This window comes from Bacteroides sp. AM23-12 (assembly GCF_003434395.1).
Classification (GTDB): Bacteria; Bacteroidota; Bacteroidia; order Bacteroidales; family Bacteroidaceae; genus Bacteroides; species Bacteroides thetaiotaomicron.
In genome coordinates, this window is sequence record NZ_QTLF01000023.1 from 36,710 (window position 1) to 58,362 (window position 21,653).

Here is a 21,653-nt window from a genome sequence, read left to right on the forward strand (position 1 = left end):
AACTAGAAACAATGTAACTGATTATGAAAACCTTAACTCTCCTTCTTTTTTCTTTGTTTTCGTTGCCGCTGATGCTGAATGCACAGACGGCCGATGAAATGTTGCATAAAGTCACGGCTGCTATTGAGGCTGGACAGCATGGACAGGCGGTTAGCTATTTCCGTCAGGCTATCAGTCTGAATATAGACCGCTCGGAAATGTTCTATTGGACGAGTATAGACAAGAGTAGTGAGATCAGCTCGAAACTTTCTAATGAGTTGGCTCTTGCCTATAAGAAGAATCGGAATTATGACAAAGCCTTTTTGTTTTATAAAGAACTGTCGCAGAAGGACCCTGATAATGTAGATTATCTGGAGGCTGTTGCCGAAATGCAGGTATGTCGTGGACAGGAGAAGGATGCGTTGCGTATGTACGAGAATATATTGAAGTTGGATGCGGATAATTTGGCAGCCAATATTTTTCTCGGTAATTATTATTATCTGATGGCGGAGCAGGAGAAGAAAAAACTGGAAAGTGACTACAAAAAGCTTTCTTCACCGACAAAAATGCAATATGCACGTTATCGGGATGGGCTGTCGAAATTGTTTGCTACCGGATATGAGAAAGCACGAAGCTCTTTACAGAAAGTGGTGCTACGGTTTCCTTCTACAGAGGCTCAGAAAACGTTAGATAAGATTTTGAGGATAGAGAAAGAGGTGAATCGCTGAGCGGTTCACCTCTTTCTCTATTAGTCTTTTCCTATAAGGATTTAAATTTATCAGAAGTAACCTTAGTATTTGAATTGTATTGGTGGTTTCTCATCACTAGCTAAAGAACGAGTATCAGTAGATGTATATTCTTTAGGCCCGGGTATCAATGGACTATATGAAAGTACATGGCGGATTCTTTTGCGTTGATCGGAAGTGAATACATCAGAGAAACAGTAAGCATAATCCATAATATTGCGTGATATGAATGACTCTCCTTCGCAGTTATGTCTTGCGCTTAAGTAAGTGAGGGTATACTGTTGGTCTCCTGACAGCCCATTTACCCAGTCTGTATATTCTGTAATATTATAAGTTGGAGTATCATCACAATAATCCGTATCCTTACATAAATCTGTATTATCTCCATCCTCGGAAAATGCATGATGAAGACCCAAATAATGTCCTAGTTCGTGTGCGAGGGTGACATAAACATCATAAGGGGTATATTGGATATTATTGCTATTTTCATAGATGTAAGTACTATTGATGGATACACAATGAGGGTATGCTACTTCATTTTTTAAATAGTAATTACCGTTATTCAAACCTGCTAGCGGGTAGGTAGATAGCGCATAAGGTAAATGCGAAATCCCCAAAATACTTTTATTTGTGAATGGATAAATGAAGATGTTAATATATAATTTCGGATTCCAAATCATTTTTGCATATTCTTTTGCTTGACTTTCATTCTTCCCATCCATAAACAGGGTACAGTCCATGGATGGAGTATCCCATTCAATATATTCAATACCCGGTTCCTCTAAAGAAGTACCATCAGGCGCTTCGGTAGCCATAATGAATTCCAAATTCATATCTTGGCTAATGTTATTATTTGCGTTTTTATATATTTTGTTTTGATAAATCGAATTACAGGCATTTATGATTTCAGTAAGTCGTTCTTTTTCTACATATTGATTCCGGTCTGCCGGGTTATTATAGAGTACATGAAAGATGACAGGTAACTTATAATGATATTCATCAACAGGAGTAGTAGTAGCTAATTGAGATATTTTGATGATTTTAGTTACTTTCTTTGAGATAATAGTAACGGTTGCATTTCTTTCTTTAGAAGTATTATTTGCATGAATAGTTAAAATAAGTTCTCCGTCACTGTTGGCACTTTGTTTGTTAGGTATACACCATGACTGGTTGCTACTTGTCTGCCAGGTAGAGTTACACGTCACATCTATTTTTAATGTCTCGCCATTTGCGCTAACATCATCGAAAGTTGATTGCGATAATTCCAGTTTCGCTGTTTCTGAATCTGAATCGCCACAACTAATAAGGAAAAATAGTAATGGAAGTAGGAAGATTAATCTTGTTTTCATAAATAAGCGAGTTTTTATAGTATATATAAACGTATGGCTCAAAGATAATGTTTTTTGAAACAATAGAGGCTTTTATTTAAAGATGTATTCTACTTCTTTAAACATATATCCTCTTTTTTTCTGCGCATCATCTTCCAGAATTAGCTTCCCTTCGGGTTCTACGCAAATAATTCTCGCAAAGAACTCTCCATCAGCATCTTTATACCGATGCATCCCTTCTTTTCTGAAAAGAGCTTTTTCATATCGGTGGGCTATGAGTTCAGTGTCACCGTTCCGGAGCAATTCATAACTGGATTGAATGCGGAGCATGATATTTTTGAGAATTTCGAAAATGTCATACTGCTTTCCTGTGATTTGCCGGAGCGATATCGGATTTGGAGCAGTACTATGGAATACTTCTTGATTCACATTGATCCCGATTCCGGAAATACTCTGACTGATATTACGCCCCATCAAATCATTTTCGATCAGCATCCCACATATTTTTTTGTCTTTCCAGTAGATATCATTCGGCCATTTGATGGAAAAATCGTCAGCATAGCTATCTAGTTCCTCTTTAATAGCCAAAGACACAATCTGAGAAATCAAGAACTGCCGGCGTGCTTCCAAGAAATCCGGGAAAAGAACAAAACTGAAAAGAAGATTCTTTTTGGGTTCAGATTCCCACGAATTGCCACGTTGCCCACGTCCGGATGTCTGGAAGTCGGCAACTACAGTCGTAAATGCTGCAACTCCCTGTTGCTTGGCACAAAGAGTCTGCAGATAACTGTTTGTAGAGTTTGTCTCACTGATGTGAATCAATGGGACAGGAAATGACATATCAGGGGAGGGCATCATATTCAGCACGCAGTTTCTTAGTGAATTTCTTGATAACTTCCTCGTAAGAATGATCGACGAGTTCCTTTATTAATTTATCGTCTACGTCTCTATCGAAGTAAACGCCATTCCAATATTTTTTGTTGAAATGGTAGGCTCCTTCAATGCCTGCATAATGTTCGCGCAGTTCAATGGCACGTTTCGGATCGCATTTCAGTGAGATGGAGTTGGCTCCTTCCAAGTCGATGAGGGCAAACATTTTGTCCATCACCTTCATAACCAGCGATACATCATCAAACGGGAATGATTCGGTAACCCCTTTTTTACTTAAGCAGTATTCCCTGATCGTTTCTACATTCATAAGTCTTTCGATTTTATGTTTTTGCTCTTAGTTAAAATACTTGTTTCCTATTAAAATAAAGGAGGATAAAAAGCTTCCTTTATATGGTCTATTCTGAAATTTCCGTTCTCGCCAATGACAGTGATGATATCGAAACGTACCGGAACGTCAATCTGAAATAGTTTCATATATGCGTCGGCAGCACGTACTGTCCGTTTAATCTTTGGTAAATCGACGGCTTCTTCCGGTTGGGCAAACAAAGTATTACTGCGTGTTTTCACTTCTACTATCACCAGTTCATTCTCTTTGGCGGCTACGATGTCCAGCTCGAAGTGTCCCTTTCTCCAGTTCCGGTGTCGGATAAGATAACCATGCTCTTCGAGATAGGCTACTGCGGCATTTTCTCCTGCTTTCCCTAATTCATTGTGTTCAGCCATCTTTTTTTGCAAATTTACAGCTTTTATTCTTTGTTTTTACAGAAGTAAAAGTAATTTTGCAGAAGATATGAGAAAAAGGAGCAAAAAGTGCCTGAAAATGCACGCTGAGTATACCAAACGGGAACGGCGGATGAGCATTTTGTTGAGCGAAGACGAGCAGCTGATTGTCGATCGTTATCTGGAAAAATACAAGATAACGAATAAGTCACGCTGGCTTCGCGAAACCATTCTCATGTTTATCCATAAAAATATGGAAGAAGATTATCCCACCCTCTTCGGAGAACATGACATGAGACGCTGATGATGACACTGGACGATACTTACTTCATGAAACAGGCATTGATAGAAGCCGGCAAGGCTGCAGAGCGGGGCGAAGTCCCTGTAGGGGCAGTGGTTGTCTGCAAAGAACGGATCATAGCCCGTGCCCATAACCTGACAGAAACATTGAATGATGTGACAGCCCATGCTGAAATGCAGGCTATCACTGCTGCCGCCAATGTACTTGGCGGAAAGTACCTGAACGAGTGTACGCTGTATGTTACAGTAGAACCCTGTGTGATGTGTGCCGGTGCCATTGCTTGGGCACAGACCGGCAAACTGGTTTTTGGTGCGGAAGATGATAAGCGTGGATATCAGCGATATGCGGCTCAGGCGCTGCATCCTAAAACGGTCGTTGTAAAAGGGATCCTTGCAGATGAATGTGCCACATTGATGAAGGACTTTTTCGCTTCTAAGAGAAGATGAAACAGTGATTAGTAAGTTGCTGACTACACGTTACTAACCACTTTCTATATTATATTATTTTACTTCCTCGAAATCTACATATTCACCGTCATCCTGAGTGAATATTTTCTTATGTTTGGTTCTTGGACTGTTTTCAGCAAAGATTTCCCCTTCGTTATCGGCACGGCTGTCCGTGTTCTGGTTATAGTTGGGACGACCTTGCTGCTGGCCATTTTGTCCACTCCTTGCCTGCTTCGTCCGGGAAGACGAACCACGGCCAAGCCCGAAAATGGCTCTTAATACAAATCCGACAATCGAAAGGCCAAATATGACAATGGCAGCTAGAAAAAGAAGTAAGAATAAAAGTATATGCATTGGGCTATGATTTTATGTTGTAACTTCGATAAAACTCATAGTACAACAAACGTGCCAAGAGATTGTTTATTTACTTTTTCTTGTAAAAAGTGAAAGTAAAATATACCAGACAATGATCGCTGCGAAGCTGCTGATACCTAAGAAAACAAGGAATGGGATACATACAATCAAGAAAATGAAACTGATTTTATTTGTATTCCATGAAAGATTCTTGAATTTCAGCGAGAACATCGGTATCTCTGACACCAGCAACCACGAAAACAGACAAACCAATAAAATAAGGTAGACAGGATGGCAGTTCTCGGAAACGAGGAAGTCATGCGCCCCTACTACGAACGATCCCCAGAATAAGGCGTTTGCCGGAACAGGAAGACCTACGAAAGAACTGGTCTGCCGGGTATCATTATTGAATTTAGCCAGTCGTAACGCTGAGAATACGGAAATCAAAAAGGCTGCGTATGGCAGGTAAGGAGCAAGAAATTCCATATTTGCCGGATAGTACATCTCTTTAAATAAGGAGAATACAATCAGTGAGGGAGCCACACCGAAGCTGACATCATCTGCAAGTGAATCCAAGTCTTTTCCGATGATTGAGTGTGCATTGAGAATACGAGCCAGCATGCCATCGAAAAAATCGAAGACTGCACTCAGAACAATAAAAAGCAGTGCTAGGTCATAACGGGCTTCGAAAGCCATGACACAAGCGATACAACCGGAGAAAAGGTTCAGGCAGGTTACTGTATTCGGAATATTGTTCTTTATAACATTTGTCATTGTGACCGAATTATTTAAGTTTGGCGATAACCGTCTGGTTACCGGTCGTTAATTGTCCCATGTTGACACAGACTTCCGTGCCGAGGGGCAGATATACATCCACACGGGAACCGAATTTGATAAAGCCCATGTGTTCGTCGATATAGCATTCTTCTCCTACTTCTGCGTAGGTGACAATGCGTCGTGCCACGGCTCCGGCGATTTGTCGGGTCAGCACTTCCACTCCTTCCGGAGTTTCTATGACTACGGTAGAACGTTCGTTCTCCGTACTGGCTTTAGGCAACCATGCTTTCATGAAGTTACCGTTGTGGTGGGCTACCTTTTTAATGGTGCCGTCCACCGGATACCAGTTGGCATGTACGTTAACGATGCTCATGAAGATAGAGATCATCAACCGGCGGTCATGGAAGTATTCGTTTTCGTCCACTTCTTCAATGACTACGATTTTGCCGTCAGCAGGAGCGACGACTATCTTTTCTGTATCCTTTCCGAAAAGTCGGATCGGACAGCGGAAGAAGTTAACCATCAGCAGATATACTGCAATACTGGCTACTGCAACCACATAAAAAGGAATTTTGCAATCTATTCCCCAATAAAGGGCCGCATTAATCAGTAGCAGTAGCAGAAAGCTAGCCCATAATATATGTGTTCCTTCGCGGTGAATACGTATCTTTTTTAATTTCTTTAGTCGGCCCATGAATGCTGTTTAATGATATTGTGTGCAAAAATATACTTATTTTAAAAAAACAGCAAGTAAATGAGCAGAGAAATGCGAGTGTTGATAACTTTTTGAGGATTATTTTTGTTTATAACGCGGGAGGTAGTAATTTTATGCCTTCAAATTAACTACTTATCATTATGCAGGATTTCGTTCATTTACACGTTCATACGCAATATTCTCTACTGGATGGTCAGGCAAGTGTCGCCCGTCTGGTAGATAAAGCCATGAAAAATGGGATGAAGGGTATTGCCGTGACCGATCATGGAAATATGTTCGGCATCAAGGAATTTACGAACTATGTCAATAAGAAGAATAGCGGTCCGAAAGGGGAAATCAAGGATCTGAAGAAGCGGATTGCAGGGATTGAAGCCGGCACAGTGGAGTGTGAGGATAAGGAGGCGGAGATAGCTGCCTGCAAGGCGAAGATCGTGGAGGCGGAGAACAAGCTCTTTAAACCGATTATCGGTTGTGAGATGTACGTCGCCCGCCGTACGATGGACTTGAAAGAAGGGAAGCCGGACCAAAGCGGTTATCACCTGATTGTACTTGCCAAGAATGAGAAAGGTTATCATAACCTTATTAAATTAGTATCGCACGCGTGGACGCGCGGGTACTATATGCGTCCGCGTACCGACCGCAGTGAGCTGGAGAAGTATCACGAAGGTCTGATTGTCTGCTCGGCGTGTCTGGGTGGCGAGGTGCCGAAGCGTATTACCGCAGGGCAGTTTGCCGAAGCCGAAGAAGCGATCCAATGGTATAAGAACCTGTTTGGTGATGACTACTATCTGGAGATGCAGCGTCATAAGGCGACTGTACCCCGTGCCAATCATGAATGTTATCCGCTACAGGTAAATGTGAACAAATACTTGCAGGAGTATGCCCGGAAGTATAATATCAAGCTGATCTGCACCAACGACGTTCACTTTGTGGATGAAGAGAATGCCGAGGCACACGACCGTTTGATCTGCCTGAGTACGGGTAAAGACTTGGATGACCCTAGCCGTATGCTATATACCAAACAGGAATGGATGAAGACCCGTGAAGAGATGAATGAACTCTTTGCAGATGTTCCCGAGGCACTGAGCAATACGCTGGAAATTCTAGATAAAGTCGAATATTATTCGATTGACCATGCACCTATCATGCCTACCTTCGCTATTCCTGAAGACTTCGGAACAGAAGAAGGATATCGTGCCAAATATACGGAGAAAGACCTGTTCGATGAGTTTACACAGGACGAAAATGGTAATGTGGTGCTGAGCGAAGAGGAAGGACAGGCCAAGATCAAACGTCTGGGGGGATATGAGAAACTGTATCGTATCAAACTTGAAGGCGACTATCTGGCAAAGTTAGCATTTGACGGTGCGAAAAGAATATATGGCGACCCTTTGTCGGAAGAAGTGAAAGAACGGCTCAACTTCGAGTTGTACATCATGAAAACGATGGGTTTCCCCGGATACTTCTTGATAGTGCAGGACTTTATCAATGCCGCACGCTCGGAACTGGGCGTATCGGTAGGGCCCGGACGTGGTTCGGCTGCCGGTTCGGCAGTGGCTTACTGTCTGGGTATCACCAAGATCGACCCTATCCAATACGACTTGCTGTTCGAGCGTTTCTTGAATCCGGACCGTATTTCGTTGCCCGATATCGATGTGGACTTCGATGACGACGGTCGTGGTGAAGTGCTTCGCTGGGTAACCAATAAATATGGTCAGGAAAAAGTAGCGCATATCATCACGTATGGTACGATGGCTACCAAACTGGCTATCAAAGACGTTGCCCGTGTACAGAAACTTCCTCTCTCGGAGTCCGACCGTCTGGCAAAGCTGGTGCCGGATAAAATCCCCGATAAGAAGCTGAACCTGCGGAATGCCATCGAATACGTCCCCGAACTGCAAGCGGCTGAGGCATCGTCCGACCCGTTGGTGCGAGACACTCTTAAGTATGCCAAAATGCTTGAAGGTAATGTTCGTGGTACCGGTGTGCATGCTTGCGGTACGATTATCTGTCGTGACGACATCACCGACTGGGTGCCTGTAAGTACGGCCGACGATAAGGAAACGGGCGAAAAGATGCTCGTTACCCAGTATGAAGGTTCGGTGATCGAGGATACCGGATTGATCAAGATGGACTTCCTCGGATTGAAAACATTGTCTATTATTAAGGAGGCGGTTGAGAATATCCGTCTGAGTCGTAGTCTGGAGATAGACGTAGACCAGATCGATATTACCGATCCGGCAACTTACAAATTATATAGTGACGGACGTACCATCGGAACGTTCCAGTTTGAATCTGCCGGAATGCAGAAGTACCTGCGCGAATTGCAGCCTTCTACCTTCGAAGATTTGATCGCCATGAATGCCCTCTATCGTCCGGGGCCGATGGATTATATTCCGGACTTCATCGACCGTAAGCATGGCCGTAAGCCGATTGAATATGACATTCCGGTGATGGAGAAATATCTGAAAGATACGTATGGCATTACGGTCTATCAGGAACAGGTGATGCTTTTGTCACGTCTGCTGGCGGACTTTACCCGTGGTGAGTCCGATGCCCTTCGTAAAGCGATGGGTAAGAAGCTGCGTGATAAGCTGGATCACATGAAGCCTAAGTTTATCGAAGGCGGACGCAAGAACGGGCATGACCCGAAAGTACTTGAAAAGATTTGGACCGACTGGGAAAAGTTTGCCTCTTATGCGTTCAACAAATCGCACGCTACTTGCTACTCATGGGTAGCTTATCAGACAGCCTATCTGAAAGCAAACTACCCGTCGGAATACATGGCGGCTGTCATGAGCCGAAGTTTGTCCAACATTACCGATATCACGAAGCTGATGGACGAATGCAAGGCAATGGGTATCCAGACGCTCGGTCCGGATGTGAATGAGAGTAACCTGAAGTTTACTGTCAACCACGACGGTAATATCCGTTTCGGACTGGGAGCGGTGAAAGGCGTAGGCGAAGCTGCCGTGCAAAGCATTGTAGAAGAACGTAATACCAACGGACCATTCAAAGGTATCTTTGATTTCGTACAACGTGTCAATCTGAATGCCTGCAATAAAAAGAATATGGAATGTCTGGCGTTGGCGGGAGGTTTCGACAGTTTCCCCGAATTGAAGCGGGAGCAGTACTTTGCCGTCAACTCTAAGGGCGAAGTATTCCTCGAAACCTTAATGCGATACGGTAACCGCTATCAGGAAGACAAAAGAGCTGCCATCAATTCATTGTTCGGCGGAGCGAATGTCGTCGATATCGCCACCCCCGAAATACCTCAGGGAGTAGAGCGCTGGGGCGACCTCGAACGTCTGAACAAGGAACGCGACCTGGTAGGTATCTACCTTTCCGCCCATCCGCTGGATGAGTTCGCGATTGTGCTGGATCACGTCTGCAATACCCGTATGGCAGATTTGGAAGATAAGGCGGCTTTGGCAGGCCGGGAGATTACAATGGGTGGCATTGTGACCAGTGTCCGTCGTGGAGTCAGCAAGAATGGCAATCCGTATGGCATTGCCAAGATCGAAGATTATTCGGGCTCTACGGAAATACCTTTCTGGGGAAATGACTGGGTGACTTATCAGGGATATCTGAATGAAGGCACGTTCCTGTATATCAAAGCCCGTTGTCAGGCCAAGCAATGGCGGCAGGACGAACTGGAAGTCAAGATCACTTCAATGGAACTTCTGCCCGATGTGAAAGAAGAACTGGTGCAGAAGATCACCATTATCATTCCTCTGTCAGTGTTAAATTCGGGACTTATTACCGAGCTGGCCACTTTGACCAAAGAACATCCCGGCAATACGGAACTCTACTTCAAGGTGACGGATGATACGGACAGCCGTATGTCGGTCGATCTGATTTCCCGTCCGGTCAAGCTTTCGGTAGGCAGAGATTTAATAACATATTTAAAGGAGCGCCCCGAACTTGGATTCCGTATAAATTGATTATCTTTGTAGCGCAAATCTACAAACGAAGTAATACATAATAATTAATACTTAATACTTAAAAAGAAATGGCTTTAGAAATTACAGACAGCAACTATAAGGAAATCCTTGCAGAAGGAAAGCCTGTTGTGGTGGATTTTTGGGCTCCCTGGTGTGGCCCTTGTAAAATGGTGGCTCCTATTATTGAAGAATTGGCCGCGGAGTTTGAAGGACAAGTCATCATCGGTAAATGCGATGTGGATGATAACAGCGATGTGGCTGCCGAATACGGTATCCGCAACATTCCTACTGTTTTGTTCTTCAAGAATGGTGAGATTGTAGACAAGCAGGTAGGCGCAGTCGCCAAACCGGTATTCGTGGAAAAAGTGAAGAACCTTCTCTAGACTTTGTCTAATATTTAATACTTATTACTTAATACTTACAACCATGGGACTGGAAGATGATTTTTTATTAGAAGATGCCGATGACGAAAAGACCGTCGAGTTTATCAAGAACTATCTGCCTCAGGAACTGAAAGAGAAGTTCGAGGACGATGAACTGTACTATTTTCTCGATCTGATAGACGAGTACTATTCAGAAAGTGGCATTCTTGACGCTCAGCCCGATAACGACGGCTACGTAAACATTGACTTGGAAGAGGTCGTAGCTTACATCGTGAAAGAAGCCAAGAAGGACGAAATGGGAGAATATGATCCCGAAGAAATCCTTTTTGTGGTTCAGGGAGAAATGGAATATGGAAACTCTCTGGGGCAGGTGGACTAATTGTCGCTAGTCACCACTGTAGATAAATGAAAGGAATATAGCCTGAAAGATTCGCGTCTTTCAGGCTATTTCTTTTTCCATCCTTATGTTTTCGCTTTCCGGTATTTCCTGCCAAGTAAATTGGCAGTACCTTTGTTCTATAGTTTTAAATAAAACACTTTATGAAGTACAACGAATCAATTATAATTAGAGAATATCTGCCAACAGATAAAGATGCTATAATGAGTTTAATCAAGCTGAATACTCCCGATTTTTTCGCAGAAGAGGAGGCGAATGATTTAAGCAAATATTTGGATGAAGAAATAGAACAATACTATGTTTTACTCGTTGATGGAGAAATCGTTGGGTGTGGAGGAATAAATTTTGCAGAAAACGGCACTATAGGGAAAATAAGTTGGGATATGATACATCCCGCCTTTCAAGGTAAATCATTAGGAACAAAGCTGTTGAAACATAGAATTGAAGTGCTGGAATCTATCTCCAGTGTTGAAAAGATAACCGTTAGGACTTCACAAGTAGCCTATAGATTCTATGAAAAACAAGGGTTTGTTTTGAATGACATTAAAAAGAATTATTGGGCGGAAGGATTTGATATGTACAGTATGGAGTATAAGAGAATATTAAAAAGCAACCACAAAGCTTTTATTAATCCGTAATTTCCATTGCTGTAAAATTCAGTCTGTGTTCCTCAGAATACACTGTACCTGCTATCTACTTATTTTATTAAATACCCATGTGGGAAATAGTTTCGGGGCTTTCAGATTTTTAGTATCTTTGTTCGTTGTTTTATTGCGTATCACTAAGGTCTGATAATTGAAGCACCTTGGTGCTTCAATTGTTGCACGTAGGTGACTCTTTCGTTGCACCTAAGTGCAACGAAAGAAAATAACCAAGCAAACGACTAATTGCTTAAATAGTAACAGATAAGTTATTAACAGCCAAACATAAAATTATTCTTATGAGCATTTATTACGACCTTTATGAGAATCCGGATAAAGAGGGTACCGAAGAACAGAAGTTACTGCATGCACGAGTAGTGCCAAGCGGAACATATACAACCAAAGAGTTTGTGGAGCGGGTATCCATGATGCACCATATTCCTCATGCGCAATTAGTTGGAGCAGTGGAAGCTATCACCGACGAGTTGCAGACGCTGTTGTCCAGAGGATATATTGTGGAGTTTGGAGATTTGGGGCATTTTTCTCTGACCCTCTCTTTGGAGAAAGAAATCACTGACAGAAAAGAAGTGCGCTCTCCATCTGTCCATCTGAAAAATATCAAATTAAAGGTAAAGCAAACATATAAGAGAGAACTGAACTCTAAAATGGATTTAGAACGAATATCTTCCCCTACGCGTTCCAATATGAACATATCAGAAGAAGAATGTCTGAAAAGATTGCAGGACTTTTTGGAGAAACATCCTTGTATCAATCGGGCAGATTATTGTGCTATCACCGGAATGAATAAAACACAGGCTATACGGCAATTGAATCTTTTCATTGAAAAGGGAGTTATTCAGAAATATGGGATTGGGAAGACGGTAGTGTATATACGTGTTGTGTAAGTTCTTATTTTAGATTTCCTCCAATGCATAATACTGATAATCCCGAAGTACCGTTTGGAGGAACTTCTCCTGATTATTCTCTCGTGGAGTAACAGATAAGATTTCCTGCACCTTTTTGGCGAGTAACGTAACGCGCCTTACCCGATCCTTTTCACCGGACTCCAGCGTTCGGGTGATTACGTTCACCTGTTCCAATGATAAATCGGCAGATTGTGGATACGTCGGATGATAATTCTTTGTCAGATAGTCAAATTCATCGAGGCTGACGTGTATCTTGCGATAATTCTTCTCTTTGATCACCATCGTTCCGGCTGCTAAATCACCCAGTCTCTGACTGTTTTTAGTCAGCAGAACGACTAAAAGCCCTAAACCTCCTGTACCGGGACCATCAATGATGAAGAGAAGCCAGCGCAGCAGATAAGCACTGATGCTGGGAGTAGAACCGTCTGATTTTACGACGCGTATATTCATCAGACGTTTTCCGAAACTCTGCCCGTGATTGAACATTTCGCAGAGGAACGAGTAAAAAAGTACAGGCAAATAGACGAGGCACAGAAAAAAGACCGTACCGACTCCGGAGGATAAATGCAGTTTAACAATGAGTGTCGTCATAGAATATAGATAAATCACAATCAGGGAATAATCGATGACCAAAGCCAGCAATCGTTCGCCGATACTGGCGGGCGTTTGGCTGATTCGAACAAACTGACCGGTAATAATCGTAGATTCTGCCATTCTTGGTTAAACATTTTTAGATTTAAGTTGCAAATATATCATAATTCTTTTACTTTTGCTTCCGGTTTCGGACAAAACTTATCCGAAATCTCTGAAAAGCATGAAGGAAGTTACGTTTATCCGTCGGAACATTGAAAAATGGAAAGGGACCGAAAAGGTGGTGGAACAGGCTGCAAACCTGTCCCCTGACCAACTTGCCGACACCTATACGGAACTGACTGCCGACCTGGCTTTTGCACAGACCCATTTCCCGACTTCCCGCATTACCATTTATTTGAATAATCTCGCTTCAGCCCTGCATAATGAAATCTATCGGAGCAAGCGTGAGAAATGGACACGCATTATCACTTTCTGGACACGGGAAGTGCCGCAGACCATGCATGATGCGCGGCGTGAGTTACTGATCTCTTTTATCATCTTTGCCGTCAGTGCGTTGATCGGGGCAGTATCTGCCGCCAATGATCAGGAGTTTGTGCGTTTGATAATGGGCAACCAATACGTAGATATGACATTGGACAATATTGCCAGAGGTGAGCCGATGGCAGTATACAATGGCTCTCCCGAAGCTTCGATGTTTCTGGGCATTACAATCAATAATATAAAAGTATCCTTCCTGTGTTTTGCCGCGGGGATACTGACCAGTTTTGGTACGGGGCTTATACTTCTTCAGAATGGAATTATGCTCGGTTCATTTCAGATGTTCTTTTATCAGCACGACCTGCTTTGGGAGTCGGCACTTGCCGTCTGGCTGCACGGAACTCTTGAAATATGGGCGATCATCGTAGCCGGTGCTGCCGGACTTGCTTTGGGCAACGGCTGGTTGTTTCCCGGCACCTATTCGAGACTCGAATCTTTCCGCAGAGGAGCGAAAAGAGGGTTGAAGATTGTAATCGGTACGGTGCCCGTGTTTATCATGGCGGGATTTATCGAAGGCTTTATCACCCGTCACACCGAACTTCCGGATATGCTGAGGCTCGGCATCATCCTTACATCCCTTGCATTTATCATCTTTTACTATATTTATTTACCAAATAGAAAAAAACATGGAATCACAGAAACCTAAGGTTGCAATGTACGTGAAACGTTCTTTCGGTGATAAGTTGAACGCTTCTTTTGACTTCATAAAAGAGAATTGGAAAATACTGTTGAAGTTTACGACTTATCTGCTTTTGCCTGTAAGCCTTATTCAGGCATTAAGTCTGAACGGACTGATGGGAGGAGCGTTTGCCATGACTGCTATGTCCAAGACTGCGACGGTGCCGGATACTGCATCTTTATTGGGATTTATGTCCTATTACGGTCTGTATATGATTGTATTTATGATAGGCAGTATTTTGCTGACCTCCATGATCTATGCATTGATCCGTACTTATAATGAACGTGAAGAACGCTTGGAGGGAATCACGTTGGGTATTTTGAAGCCTTTATTGTTCCGCAATATCAAGAGATTGCTTGTAATGACCCTTTTCTCCATCTTAGTCATGCTTTTGGTGGGGCTTGTGGTAGGGCTGCTGGCGTTTCTGTCACTATTCACCTTGTTTCTGACCATTCCGCTTCTTATCGCTTTTGTAGTGCCGCTTGCATTATGGGCGCCTATCTACCTGTTTGAAGATATTACAGTGATGGAGTCTTTCAAAAAGACATTCCGGCTGGGTTTTGCCACTTGGGGAGGTGTCTTCTTGATATCTCTGATCATGGGATTTATTGCTAATGTATTGCAGGGAGTAACTATGATGCCGTGGTATATCGCTACGCTGGTGAAATATTTCTTCTCATTAAGTGATGTCGGAAGCGAGACGACAGTATCGGCAGGATATAGTTTTATCCTTTATCTGCTTGGTATTGTACAGGCGTTCGGCGCTTATCTTTCCATGATTTTCACTTTTGTCGGAATGGCCTACCAGTACGGTCATGCTTCCGAAGTGGTAGATAGTGTAACTGTAGAGAGCGATATTGATAATTTCGATAACCTCTAAACATATATAATTCAGAATAGATGCTGACATCCCCGGCTGATACATTGGTTTGCGACACCGTGCAGATTGCCAAATGGCAATCCGAATCGGCGTATGACTACAATCGTGAACTGATAACTCCTGAAATCAATATCTTTGAATGGTTTCGCAGGCAGTTTGGGGAATTGTTGCGGAAGATATTCGGCAGCCGTTTTGCCGAAGAGTATTCCGAACTTATATTAATATGTCTGGCCATTATTATTCTGCTCCTGATTATATGGTTTGTTTATAAGAAGCGTCCGGAGTTATTCATGCGTTCGCCCAAGAATAAACTGCCTTATGAAGTGGGAGAAGATACGATTTACGGTGTGGATTTTTCGGGAGGGATTGCCGATGCGCTTTCCCGTTCCGATTATCGGGAGGCGGTGCGTCTGCTTTATTTGCAGACATTGAAACGGCTTAGCGACGAGAAACGCATTGACTGGCAGCCTTATAAAACACCGACACAGTATATCAATGAAGTACGGATACCCGTTTTCCGTCAGTTGACCAATCATTTCCTGAGGGTTCGTTACGGTAACTTTGAGGCAACGGAAGAACTGTTCAATTCCATGAAATCCTTGCAGGAAGAAATAGGGAAAGGAGGGGGCTCATGAGGGGAAGCCGCTGGTTTATCTTCTTTGTCCTTGCTTTTCTGCTGCTGATGTTTGCCATAGAATATCATCTGCCGAAGAAATTTGTATGGGTGCCTACCTTTAGCCATTACGATGAGCAGCCTTTCGGATGCGCTGTGTTCGACAGTCTGCTGACTGTTTCACTGCCTTCGGGATATACACTGTCCCGAAAGACTTTTTATCAGATGGAACAGGAAGATACTGTTCACAATAAAGGAATACTGCTGATTGCCACTAATTTACCTTTCGGACGGGTGGATATAGAAGCCTTGCTCAAAATGGCGGATCGGGGAAATAAGATCATGCTGGTAAGCAGTTCTTTTACCAAGATTCTGGAGGATACGCTGAAGTTTGATTGTACTTATTCTTATTTCAGGTCGGTCGATCTGAAAAAATATGCCACTTCGTTATTAAAGCGGGACAGTATTTATTGGATCGGTGATCCGGAAGTTTATTCACGGCAGGTGTTCCGTTTTTATCCGCAGTTCTGCAAGTCCTATTTCCGCCGTTATGATTCGCTGCCGGTACGTAAACTGGCGGAGGTCAATTTGGCAAGCGATATGGGGCACGCATTGGATGAACTGGATTCTACGACCGTTTCCCGCAATTATCATCCGTTGGTGGCTATGGTTCGTCCGTGGGGAAAGGGTGAAATCATTCTGGTTTCTACTCCTTTGCTTTTTACCAATTACGGAGTGCTGGATGAGAAAAATGCGACTTACATATTCCGCATCCTGTCGCAGATGGGAGAACTGCCTATTGTTCGCACCGAAGGATATATGAAGGAGACTGCACAGACGCAGCGATCTCCTTTGCGTTATTTTCTGTCGCAGAGGCCGCTTCGCTGGGCGATCTATCTGTCGATGTTCGCTATCTTGCTCTTTATGGTGTTTACAGCACGGAGGCGGCAACGGGCAATACCTGTCATACAGGAACCGGAAAACAAATCCCTTGAATTTACCAAGTTGATAGGCACGCTTTATTATCAGAAGAATGACCATGCCAATCTGGTTCATAAGAAGTTCACCTACTTTGCGGAAGTGCTGAGAAGAGAAATTCAGGTAGATGTGGAGGAAGTAGCAGACGATGAACGTTCTTTCCATCGGATCGCTCAGAAGACGGGGATGGAGGTGGAAGAAATCAGCAGGTTAATCCGCGAAATCAGACCGGTGATTTATGGAGGACGTGTTCTTTCCGGCGAAGAAATGAAGGGATTTATTGATAAAATGAATGAAATAATCAATCATATTTAAAGAAGATATTTATGGAAGAGAATACAGAACAACGAGTGGATTTAACTCTCTTTTCCGAGAAGATACAGGAATTGAAGGATCAGATTGCTTCCGTTATTGTTGGTCAGGAACAGACGGTGGACTTGGTGCTGGCAGCCATCCTAGCCAATGGTCACGTACTGATAGAAGGCGTGCCGGGAGTTGCAAAGACATTGCTTGCCCGATTGACGGCTCGTCTGATCGATGCGGACTTCAGCCGTATCCAGTTTACGCCGGACCTGATGCCGAGCGACGTATTGGGTACCACTGTGTTCAATATGAAAACCAATGATTTTGACTTTCATCAGGGACCGATCTTTGCCGATATCGTATTGGTGGACGAGATCAACCGTGCTCCTGCCAAAACGCAGGCTGCCTTGTTCGAGGTGATGGAAGAGCGTCAGATAAGCATTGACGGCATTACTCATAAGATGGGTGAGCTCTATACCATCCTTGCCACACAGAACCCTGTGGAACAGGAAGGAACTTATAAACTTCCCGAAGCGCAGCTCGACCGCTTTCTGATGAAAATAACGATGGACTATCCTTCGCTGGAAGAAGAAGTGGATATTCTGGAACGTCACCATACGAACACTTCATTAATCAGGCTGGACGATATCAAGCCTGCTATCACCAAAGAAGAACTTCTGTCACTGCGTGCCTTCATGAATCAGGTATTTGTAGACCGTACGCTGCTCCAATACATTGCATTGATTGTGCAGCAGACGCGTACCAGCAAAGCTGTATATCTTGGCGCTTCTCCGCGTGCATCAGTTGCAATGTTGCAAGCCTCCAAGGCGTATGCCCTTTTGCAGGGACGTGACTTCGTGACACCGGAAGATATTAAGTTCGTTGCTCCGTATGTGCTTCAGCATCGTCTGATCCTGACGGCGGAAGCGGAAATGGAAGGATATTCTCCGGTAAAGGTTACGCAACGTCTGATTGATAAAGTAGAGGTCCCCAAATAAGAACCGAATCTCTATAATTTGTAACTCAAAACTTAAAACTCAAAACTCAGAACCCGAAATTGTACTTAACCCGTCGTTTCTATATTGCCCTTATTCTGGTTATCCTCTTATTGGGTAGCGGATATCTGTTTGCTCCGTTTTTTGTCATCGGGCAGTGGGCGCTTTTTGCCTTATTCGTGTTGGTATCGGCAGACGGATATATTCTCTACCGTACCCAGGGGATTCAGGCATTCCGTCGATGTTCCGACCGTTTCTCCAATGGCGATGACAATGAAGTGAGCATTCGTGTCGAAAGTACTTATTCGTGTCCTCTCTCTCTGGAGATCATAGATGAAATACCTTTTATCTTCCAGAATCGGGATGTCTGTTTCCGGACCACCCTTCAGCCGAACGAGGGGAAAACAATCAGTTACCATCTTCGTCCGACCCGTCGCGGAGTATATTCTTTCGGGCAAATCCGTGTATTTGTGACCGACAAGATCGGGCTGCTTTCCCGTCGGTACACTTGTGGACAGCCGCAGGATATCAAGGTATATCCTTCCTATCTGATGCTTCACCGATACGAATTGCTGGCAATGAGTGATAACCTTACCGAACTGGGTATCAAGCGTATCCGCCGGGTAGGCCATCAAACGGAATTTGAGCAGATCAAGGAATATGTAAAGGGAGACGACTACCGGACTATCAACTGGAAAGCGAGTGCCCGCCGGCATGAGCTGATGGTAAATGTCTATCAGGACGAACGCTCTCAGCAGATTTACAGTGTGATAGATAAAGGCAGGGTGATGCAGCAGGCTTTTCGGGGAATGACTTTGCTCGATTATGCGATTAATGCTTCACTGGTGCTCTCGTATGTGGCGATGCGGAAGGAGGATAAAGCGGGGCTGGTGACTTTTGACGAGCATTTTGATACCTTCGTTCCGGCTTCCAAGCAGCCCGGACATATGCAGACGCTGCTTGAAAAACTGTATAGCCAGCAGACTACTTTCGGTGAAACGGACTTCTCGGCTCTTTGTGTGCATCTGAACAAGCACGTCAATAAACGTAGCTTTTTGGTTCTGTATACCAACTTTGCCAGTATCAGCAGCATGAATCGCCAGTTGGCTTACTTGCAGCAGCTCAACCGGCAACATCGTTTGCTGGTGGTTTTCTTTGAAGATGCTGACTTGAAAGCGTACATCGAAAGTCCGGCGAGGGATACGGAAGATTATTACCGGCACGTGATTGCCGAAAAGTTTGCTTTTGAGAAGCGACTGATCGTTTCTACATTAAAGCAGCATGGCATTTACTCTCTGCTGACGACACCCGAAAATCTGTCTATTGACGTAATCAATAAATATTTGGAGATGAAATCACGGCAACTACTGTAGTAAGAGTCGTTGATTGGTCTGATGTAGTTCTTTTATTTCCTTATCGGGCTTCTTGTTTGTTTAGAAAAGGGGTTGCCCCATTGCCTTTCGTGTTTCTACAAAGAAGAATACAGCCATTCCTATTATAATGACTCCCAGTATGCCGTAAAAGAGCCGTGCTCTGCCGCGACCTACATTCCGGACGATTGTCTGGGCATTGCGTGTGGTGAAGAACCAGTTCCAGTTCAGTAAGGAAGCTAGCAGGGAAGTGATTCCCGCTAGCGCAAAAATTCCTTGTACGATGTATTGTCCGGTCATAGTCTGATCACTCTGCTTCCGTCTTCCAGTTCTTCAATCGTCACTTTTACGGCATCTCCCGGCAGTAATTCTTCTACCAGTTCCGGCCATTCGATAAAGCAAAGGGCGCCGCTATAGAAATAATCTTCGTATCCCATGTCATATACTTCACTTAGCTTTTTGATGCGGTAAAAATCGAAGTGATAAATCAATTCTCCGGTTTCGTCCGAACGATATTCGTTAACGATAGCGAAAGTAGGAGAACTGATAACGTCTGATACACCTAATTCCTCGCAAAGAGCTTTGACGAAGGTCGTTTTGCCGGCTCCCATTTTACCATATAAAGCGAAAACGGTGTTATCACCCATAGCAGCGATAAATTCCCGGGCTGCCTCATGGATACTTTCCAGTGATTGAATCTTGATTTCCATATACTATTCTATTATTATGACTGTTTCTTGCAACAACTCTTTCCGATCTTGCAAACGGCATAAATCAGGATAGAGAAGAATATAATCGAAGCGCCCGAAGGGACTTTCCAGTGGTAAGAAATAAACAGACCGCCCAGACAGCCCAGAAAACCGATACCGATGGACAGCCAGATGATTTTCTTGAAACTGTAGGTAAAGAGGTTGGCCGTCATTTGTGGAATGGTGAGTAGCGATATTGCGAGAACGATGCCTACCATACGCAGACAAGCGACGATGGTCAACGCAATAAACATCATCAGCACATATTCGAATATCTCTACCGGAATCTTTTGCGAACGGGCAAACTCGCGGTCGAATGCAATATATACGATAGGACGGATAAACAGATAAAAGAATCCGGTTAATATCAGAGCCAATATGCCCAGCATCCACAAGTCCGCCTGATTGATGGTCAGGATATTACCGAAAAGATAAGCTGACAAGTCCGGAGCAAATCCCGGTGACAGGAAACTGAACATGATTCCCAAAGCCATTCCCAGCGTCCAGAATACGGCAATCGCAGAATCTTCACGCATATCTTTCCGCCGGCTCAGCCACTCGACACCGAATGCGGACAATACAGAGAAGACGGCGGCTGAGAGTATGGGAGAAATTCCCGCAAACAGTCCCAGTCCTATCCCTCCGAAAGAGGCGTGCGTGATTCCTCCACTGATAAATACCAGACGGCGGGTAACAATGTAAGTACCGATAATCCCGCAGGCAATGCTTGCCAGTAAGCTGCCCAGCAAAGCGTGTTGGAAGAATGTATATCGAAGTAGATCCACTTTTTAATTAAAAATTAAAGATTGAAAATTAAAAATCAAAGCAAGAATAATGCCGTCCATCAATAAAAACAACTTCAACGCCCTCCTAATACCTATTACTTAATACCTATTACCTCTCCCCATTCCTTCTCTCTCCGATAATCAGAAAGACTTCATCTTTGAGGTCATCCGGCAACTCGATACCCCGTAGTTGCAAACTACGTACCCAGCCTGCGACATCAATGTCCTGCATGGTATATAACACATCCCTGAATTGGTTTGTTTCTTCGTCAGTATACGCATTTGCTTCCTTTCCGATGAACTGATCCAGTTCTTCGTCATCGTAATATTCAATTTTTTTGCTTACGGCGGCAAGCAAACTATCTTTCTCGCACACTTCGTGTTGTCCGCAGCATTCTATATCTGCTTCTTTCACTTCCGGCATACGGTCCAGTTCACCTTTTTCTATTTTCTGTTGCAGTCTTTTGTTGCGGATATAACCGGCTATCAATGCGATGATACCTAGCAACACCAAACTTATAATAAGTATCCACATAGTCTGTACTGATTCAAATTTCTGCAAAGTTACTTATTAATTTGCATTCTATCATGGATGGTATCTATTTCTTTTCTTACTTTTGCA

General features: G+C 43.6%; 26 protein-coding genes. 14 read left to right on the forward strand and 12 right to left on the reverse strand.

What is annotated here, in order from left to right:
- Positions 1–23: 23 nt before the first annotated feature.
- On the forward strand, positions 24–707 hold the full coding sequence (locus tag DW640_RS16950) for a lipopolysaccharide assembly protein LapB (RefSeq protein WP_008764006.1): 684 nt from the start codon (positions 24–26) through the stop codon (positions 705–707).
- A gap of 62 nt (positions 708–769) precedes the next feature.
- Here the strand turns inward: DW640_RS16950 and DW640_RS16955 are convergent, their stop codons facing one another.
- The 4 genes from DW640_RS16955 to DW640_RS16970 all read right to left on the reverse strand — a co-directional run bounded on the left by DW640_RS16955 (position 770) and on the right by DW640_RS16970 (position 3,667).
- Positions 770–2,074 (reverse strand): zinc-dependent metalloproteinase lipoprotein, encoded by a 1,305-nt coding sequence (locus tag DW640_RS16955; RefSeq protein WP_074859065.1) that lies wholly within the window; start codon positions 2,072–2,074, stop codon positions 770–772.
- 72 nt (positions 2,075–2,146) lie between these two features.
- Positions 2,147–2,911, reverse strand: coding sequence for a biotin--[acetyl-CoA-carboxylase] ligase (locus DW640_RS16960; protein WP_187323705.1), 765 nt, complete (start codon positions 2,909–2,911; stop codon positions 2,147–2,149).
- Positions 2,895–3,251: an MmcQ/YjbR family DNA-binding protein gene (locus DW640_RS16965; RefSeq protein ID WP_117578740.1), complete on the reverse strand. Its 357-nt coding sequence runs from the start codon at positions 3,249–3,251 to the stop codon at positions 2,895–2,897. Before DW640_RS16965 ends, DW640_RS16960 begins: the two co-directional genes overlap by 17 nt.
- A 50-nt stretch (positions 3,252–3,301) precedes the next feature.
- Positions 3,302–3,667 carry a YraN family protein gene (locus tag DW640_RS16970; protein ID WP_008764002.1) on the reverse strand — a complete coding sequence of 122 codons (366 nt, stop codon included), beginning with the start codon at positions 3,665–3,667 and terminating at the stop codon, positions 3,302–3,304.
- Between the two features lie 67 nt (positions 3,668–3,734).
- Here DW640_RS16970 and DW640_RS16975 point away from each other — a divergent pair, with 67 nt between their 5' ends.
- A complete protein-coding gene (locus DW640_RS16975; protein ID WP_008759602.1) occupies positions 3,735–3,968 on the forward strand; it encodes a hypothetical protein in 234 nt (77 codons plus the stop codon).
- 2 nt (positions 3,969–3,970) lie between these two features.
- Positions 3,971–4,411: a nucleoside deaminase gene (locus tag DW640_RS16980; RefSeq protein ID WP_008759603.1), complete on the forward strand. Its 441-nt coding sequence runs from the start codon at positions 3,971–3,973 to the stop codon at positions 4,409–4,411.
- Between the two features lie 54 nt (positions 4,412–4,465).
- Here DW640_RS16980 and DW640_RS16985 read toward each other — a convergent pair whose 3' ends face one another.
- The 3 genes from DW640_RS16985 to DW640_RS16995 all read right to left on the reverse strand — a co-directional run bounded on the left by DW640_RS16985 (position 4,466) and on the right by DW640_RS16995 (position 6,236).
- Positions 4,466–4,765: a DUF4834 family protein gene (locus DW640_RS16985; RefSeq protein ID WP_008759604.1), complete on the reverse strand. Its 300-nt coding sequence runs from the start codon at positions 4,763–4,765 to the stop codon at positions 4,466–4,468.
- A gap of 66 nt (positions 4,766–4,831) precedes the next feature.
- On the reverse strand, positions 4,832–5,539 hold the full coding sequence (gene pssA, locus DW640_RS16990) for a CDP-diacylglycerol--serine O-phosphatidyltransferase (RefSeq protein ID WP_008759605.1): 708 nt from the start codon (positions 5,537–5,539) through the stop codon (positions 4,832–4,834).
- A gap of 10 nt (positions 5,540–5,549) precedes the next feature.
- Positions 5,550–6,236 (reverse strand): phosphatidylserine decarboxylase family protein, encoded by a 687-nt coding sequence (locus DW640_RS16995; protein ID WP_008759606.1) that lies wholly within the window; start codon positions 6,234–6,236, stop codon positions 5,550–5,552.
- Between the two features lie 161 nt (positions 6,237–6,397).
- On the opposite strand from DW640_RS16995, the gene dnaE reads away from it, so the two are divergent.
- The 5 genes from dnaE to DW640_RS17020 all read left to right on the forward strand — a co-directional run bounded on the left by dnaE (position 6,398) and on the right by DW640_RS17020 (position 12,527).
- Positions 6,398–10,201: a DNA polymerase III subunit alpha gene (gene dnaE / locus DW640_RS17000; protein ID WP_008759607.1), complete on the forward strand. Its 3,804-nt coding sequence runs from the start codon at positions 6,398–6,400 to the stop codon at positions 10,199–10,201.
- Between the two features lie 68 nt (positions 10,202–10,269).
- Positions 10,270–10,584, forward strand: coding sequence for a thioredoxin (trxA, locus tag DW640_RS17005; RefSeq protein ID WP_008759608.1), 315 nt, complete (start codon positions 10,270–10,272; stop codon positions 10,582–10,584).
- 43 nt (positions 10,585–10,627) lie between these two features.
- Positions 10,628–10,963: a hypothetical protein gene (locus tag DW640_RS17010; RefSeq protein WP_008759609.1), complete on the forward strand. Its 336-nt coding sequence runs from the start codon at positions 10,628–10,630 to the stop codon at positions 10,961–10,963.
- A gap of 161 nt (positions 10,964–11,124) precedes the next feature.
- Positions 11,125–11,619 carry a GNAT family N-acetyltransferase gene (locus DW640_RS17015; RefSeq protein WP_016268649.1) on the forward strand — a complete coding sequence of 165 codons (495 nt, stop codon included), beginning with the start codon at positions 11,125–11,127 and terminating at the stop codon, positions 11,617–11,619.
- A gap of 302 nt (positions 11,620–11,921) precedes the next feature.
- On the forward strand, positions 11,922–12,527 hold the full coding sequence (locus DW640_RS17020; protein ID WP_008759610.1) for a DsbA family protein: 606 nt from the start codon (positions 11,922–11,924) through the stop codon (positions 12,525–12,527).
- A 9-nt stretch (positions 12,528–12,536) separates the two neighbouring features.
- Here the strand turns inward: DW640_RS17020 and DW640_RS17025 are convergent, their stop codons facing one another.
- Positions 12,537–13,262, reverse strand: a complete 726-nt coding sequence (locus DW640_RS17025; protein ID WP_074859085.1) for an RDD family protein — start codon at positions 13,260–13,262, stop codon at positions 12,537–12,539.
- A 100-nt stretch (positions 13,263–13,362) separates the two neighbouring features.
- On the opposite strand from DW640_RS17025, the gene DW640_RS17030 reads away from it, so the two are divergent.
- From DW640_RS17030 to DW640_RS17055, 6 genes are read left to right on the forward strand one after another with little or no spacing between them, the layout of a single operon-like run.
- A complete protein-coding gene (locus DW640_RS17030) occupies positions 13,363–14,325 on the forward strand; it encodes a stage II sporulation protein M (protein ID WP_074859140.1) in 963 nt (320 codons plus the stop codon).
- Positions 14,306–15,238 (forward strand): hypothetical protein, encoded by a 933-nt coding sequence (locus DW640_RS17035; RefSeq protein WP_074859089.1) that lies wholly within the window; start codon positions 14,306–14,308, stop codon positions 15,236–15,238. Before DW640_RS17030 ends, DW640_RS17035 begins: the two co-directional genes overlap by 20 nt.
- A gap of 20 nt (positions 15,239–15,258) precedes the next feature.
- The gene (locus DW640_RS17040) at positions 15,259–15,873 is read left to right on the forward strand and encodes a DUF4129 domain-containing protein (RefSeq protein ID WP_008763992.1); all 615 of its coding nucleotides are present in this window, start codon (positions 15,259–15,261) and stop codon (positions 15,871–15,873) included.
- Positions 15,870–17,144: a DUF4350 domain-containing protein gene (locus tag DW640_RS17045; RefSeq protein WP_117578741.1), complete on the forward strand. Its 1,275-nt coding sequence runs from the start codon at positions 15,870–15,872 to the stop codon at positions 17,142–17,144. Before DW640_RS17040 ends, DW640_RS17045 begins: the two co-directional genes overlap by 4 nt.
- A gap of 11 nt (positions 17,145–17,155) precedes the next feature.
- Positions 17,156–18,130 carry a MoxR family ATPase gene (locus DW640_RS17050; RefSeq protein ID WP_048694035.1) on the forward strand — a complete coding sequence of 325 codons (975 nt, stop codon included), beginning with the start codon at positions 17,156–17,158 and terminating at the stop codon, positions 18,128–18,130.
- Positions 18,131–18,189: 59 nt separating this feature from the next.
- On the forward strand, positions 18,190–19,500 hold the full coding sequence (locus DW640_RS17055; RefSeq protein ID WP_117578742.1) for a DUF58 domain-containing protein: 1,311 nt from the start codon (positions 18,190–18,192) through the stop codon (positions 19,498–19,500).
- A 60-nt stretch (positions 19,501–19,560) separates the two neighbouring features.
- Here the strand turns inward: DW640_RS17055 and DW640_RS17060 are convergent, their stop codons facing one another.
- The 4 genes from DW640_RS17060 to DW640_RS17075 all read right to left on the reverse strand — a co-directional run bounded on the left by DW640_RS17060 (position 19,561) and on the right by DW640_RS17075 (position 21,566).
- Complete coding sequence (locus DW640_RS17060) at positions 19,561–19,797, reverse strand: immunity 17 family protein (protein ID WP_016268643.1); 237 nt, start codon at positions 19,795–19,797, stop codon at positions 19,561–19,563.
- Positions 19,794–20,207: a tRNA (adenosine(37)-N6)-threonylcarbamoyltransferase complex ATPase subunit type 1 TsaE gene (tsaE, locus tag DW640_RS17065; protein ID WP_008759702.1), complete on the reverse strand. Its 414-nt coding sequence runs from the start codon at positions 20,205–20,207 to the stop codon at positions 19,794–19,796. Before tsaE ends, DW640_RS17060 begins: the two co-directional genes overlap by 4 nt.
- A gap of 14 nt (positions 20,208–20,221) precedes the next feature.
- Positions 20,222–21,031 (reverse strand): metal ABC transporter permease, encoded by an 810-nt coding sequence (locus DW640_RS17070; RefSeq protein WP_008759703.1) that lies wholly within the window; start codon positions 21,029–21,031, stop codon positions 20,222–20,224.
- Positions 21,032–21,140: 109 nt separating this feature from the next.
- A complete protein-coding gene (locus DW640_RS17075) occupies positions 21,141–21,566 on the reverse strand; it encodes a hypothetical protein (RefSeq protein ID WP_008763987.1) in 426 nt (141 codons plus the stop codon).
- Between the last annotated feature and the right edge of the window lie 87 nt (positions 21,567–21,653).

Coding starts and splice junctions, on each gene's coding strand:
- DW640_RS16950 (WP_008764006.1), top strand. CDS start 24: ATGAAAACCTTAACTCTCCTTCTTTTTTCTTTGTTTTCGTTGCCGCTG.
- DW640_RS16955 (WP_074859065.1), bottom strand. CDS start 2,074: ATGAAAACAAGATTAATCTTCCTACTTCCATTACTATTTTTCCTTATT.
- DW640_RS16960 (WP_187323705.1), bottom strand. CDS start 2,911: ATGATGCCCTCCCCTGATATGTCATTTCCTGTCCCATTGATTCACATC.
- DW640_RS16965 (WP_117578740.1), bottom strand. CDS start 3,251: ATGAATGTAGAAACGATCAGGGAATACTGCTTAAGTAAAAAAGGGGTT.
- DW640_RS16970 (WP_008764002.1), bottom strand. CDS start 3,667: ATGGCTGAACACAATGAATTAGGGAAAGCAGGAGAAAATGCCGCAGTA.
- DW640_RS16975 (WP_008759602.1), top strand. CDS start 3,735: ATGAGAAAAAGGAGCAAAAAGTGCCTGAAAATGCACGCTGAGTATACC.
- DW640_RS16980 (WP_008759603.1), top strand. CDS start 3,971: ATGACACTGGACGATACTTACTTCATGAAACAGGCATTGATAGAAGCC.
- DW640_RS16985 (WP_008759604.1), bottom strand. CDS start 4,765: ATGCATATACTTTTATTCTTACTTCTTTTTCTAGCTGCCATTGTCATA.
- pssA (WP_008759605.1), bottom strand. CDS start 5,539: ATGACAAATGTTATAAAGAACAATATTCCGAATACAGTAACCTGCCTG.
- DW640_RS16995 (WP_008759606.1), bottom strand. CDS start 6,236: ATGGGCCGACTAAAGAAATTAAAAAAGATACGTATTCACCGCGAAGGA.
- dnaE (WP_008759607.1), top strand. CDS start 6,398: ATGCAGGATTTCGTTCATTTACACGTTCATACGCAATATTCTCTACTG.
- trxA (WP_008759608.1), top strand. CDS start 10,270: ATGGCTTTAGAAATTACAGACAGCAACTATAAGGAAATCCTTGCAGAA.
- DW640_RS17010 (WP_008759609.1), top strand. CDS start 10,628: ATGGGACTGGAAGATGATTTTTTATTAGAAGATGCCGATGACGAAAAG.
- DW640_RS17015 (WP_016268649.1), top strand. CDS start 11,125: ATGAAGTACAACGAATCAATTATAATTAGAGAATATCTGCCAACAGAT.
- DW640_RS17020 (WP_008759610.1), top strand. CDS start 11,922: ATGAGCATTTATTACGACCTTTATGAGAATCCGGATAAAGAGGGTACC.
- DW640_RS17025 (WP_074859085.1), bottom strand. CDS start 13,262: ATGGCAGAATCTACGATTATTACCGGTCAGTTTGTTCGAATCAGCCAA.
- DW640_RS17030 (WP_074859140.1), top strand. CDS start 13,363: ATGAAGGAAGTTACGTTTATCCGTCGGAACATTGAAAAATGGAAAGGG.
- DW640_RS17035 (WP_074859089.1), top strand. CDS start 14,306: ATGGAATCACAGAAACCTAAGGTTGCAATGTACGTGAAACGTTCTTTC.
- DW640_RS17040 (WP_008763992.1), top strand. CDS start 15,259: ATGCTGACATCCCCGGCTGATACATTGGTTTGCGACACCGTGCAGATT.
- DW640_RS17045 (WP_117578741.1), top strand. CDS start 15,870: ATGAGGGGAAGCCGCTGGTTTATCTTCTTTGTCCTTGCTTTTCTGCTG.
- DW640_RS17050 (WP_048694035.1), top strand. CDS start 17,156: ATGGAAGAGAATACAGAACAACGAGTGGATTTAACTCTCTTTTCCGAG.
- DW640_RS17060 (WP_016268643.1), bottom strand. CDS start 19,797: ATGACCGGACAATACATCGTACAAGGAATTTTTGCGCTAGCGGGAATC.
- tsaE (WP_008759702.1), bottom strand. CDS start 20,207: ATGGAAATCAAGATTCAATCACTGGAAAGTATCCATGAGGCAGCCCGG.
- DW640_RS17075 (WP_008763987.1), bottom strand. CDS start 21,566: ATGTGGATACTTATTATAAGTTTGGTGTTGCTAGGTATCATCGCATTG.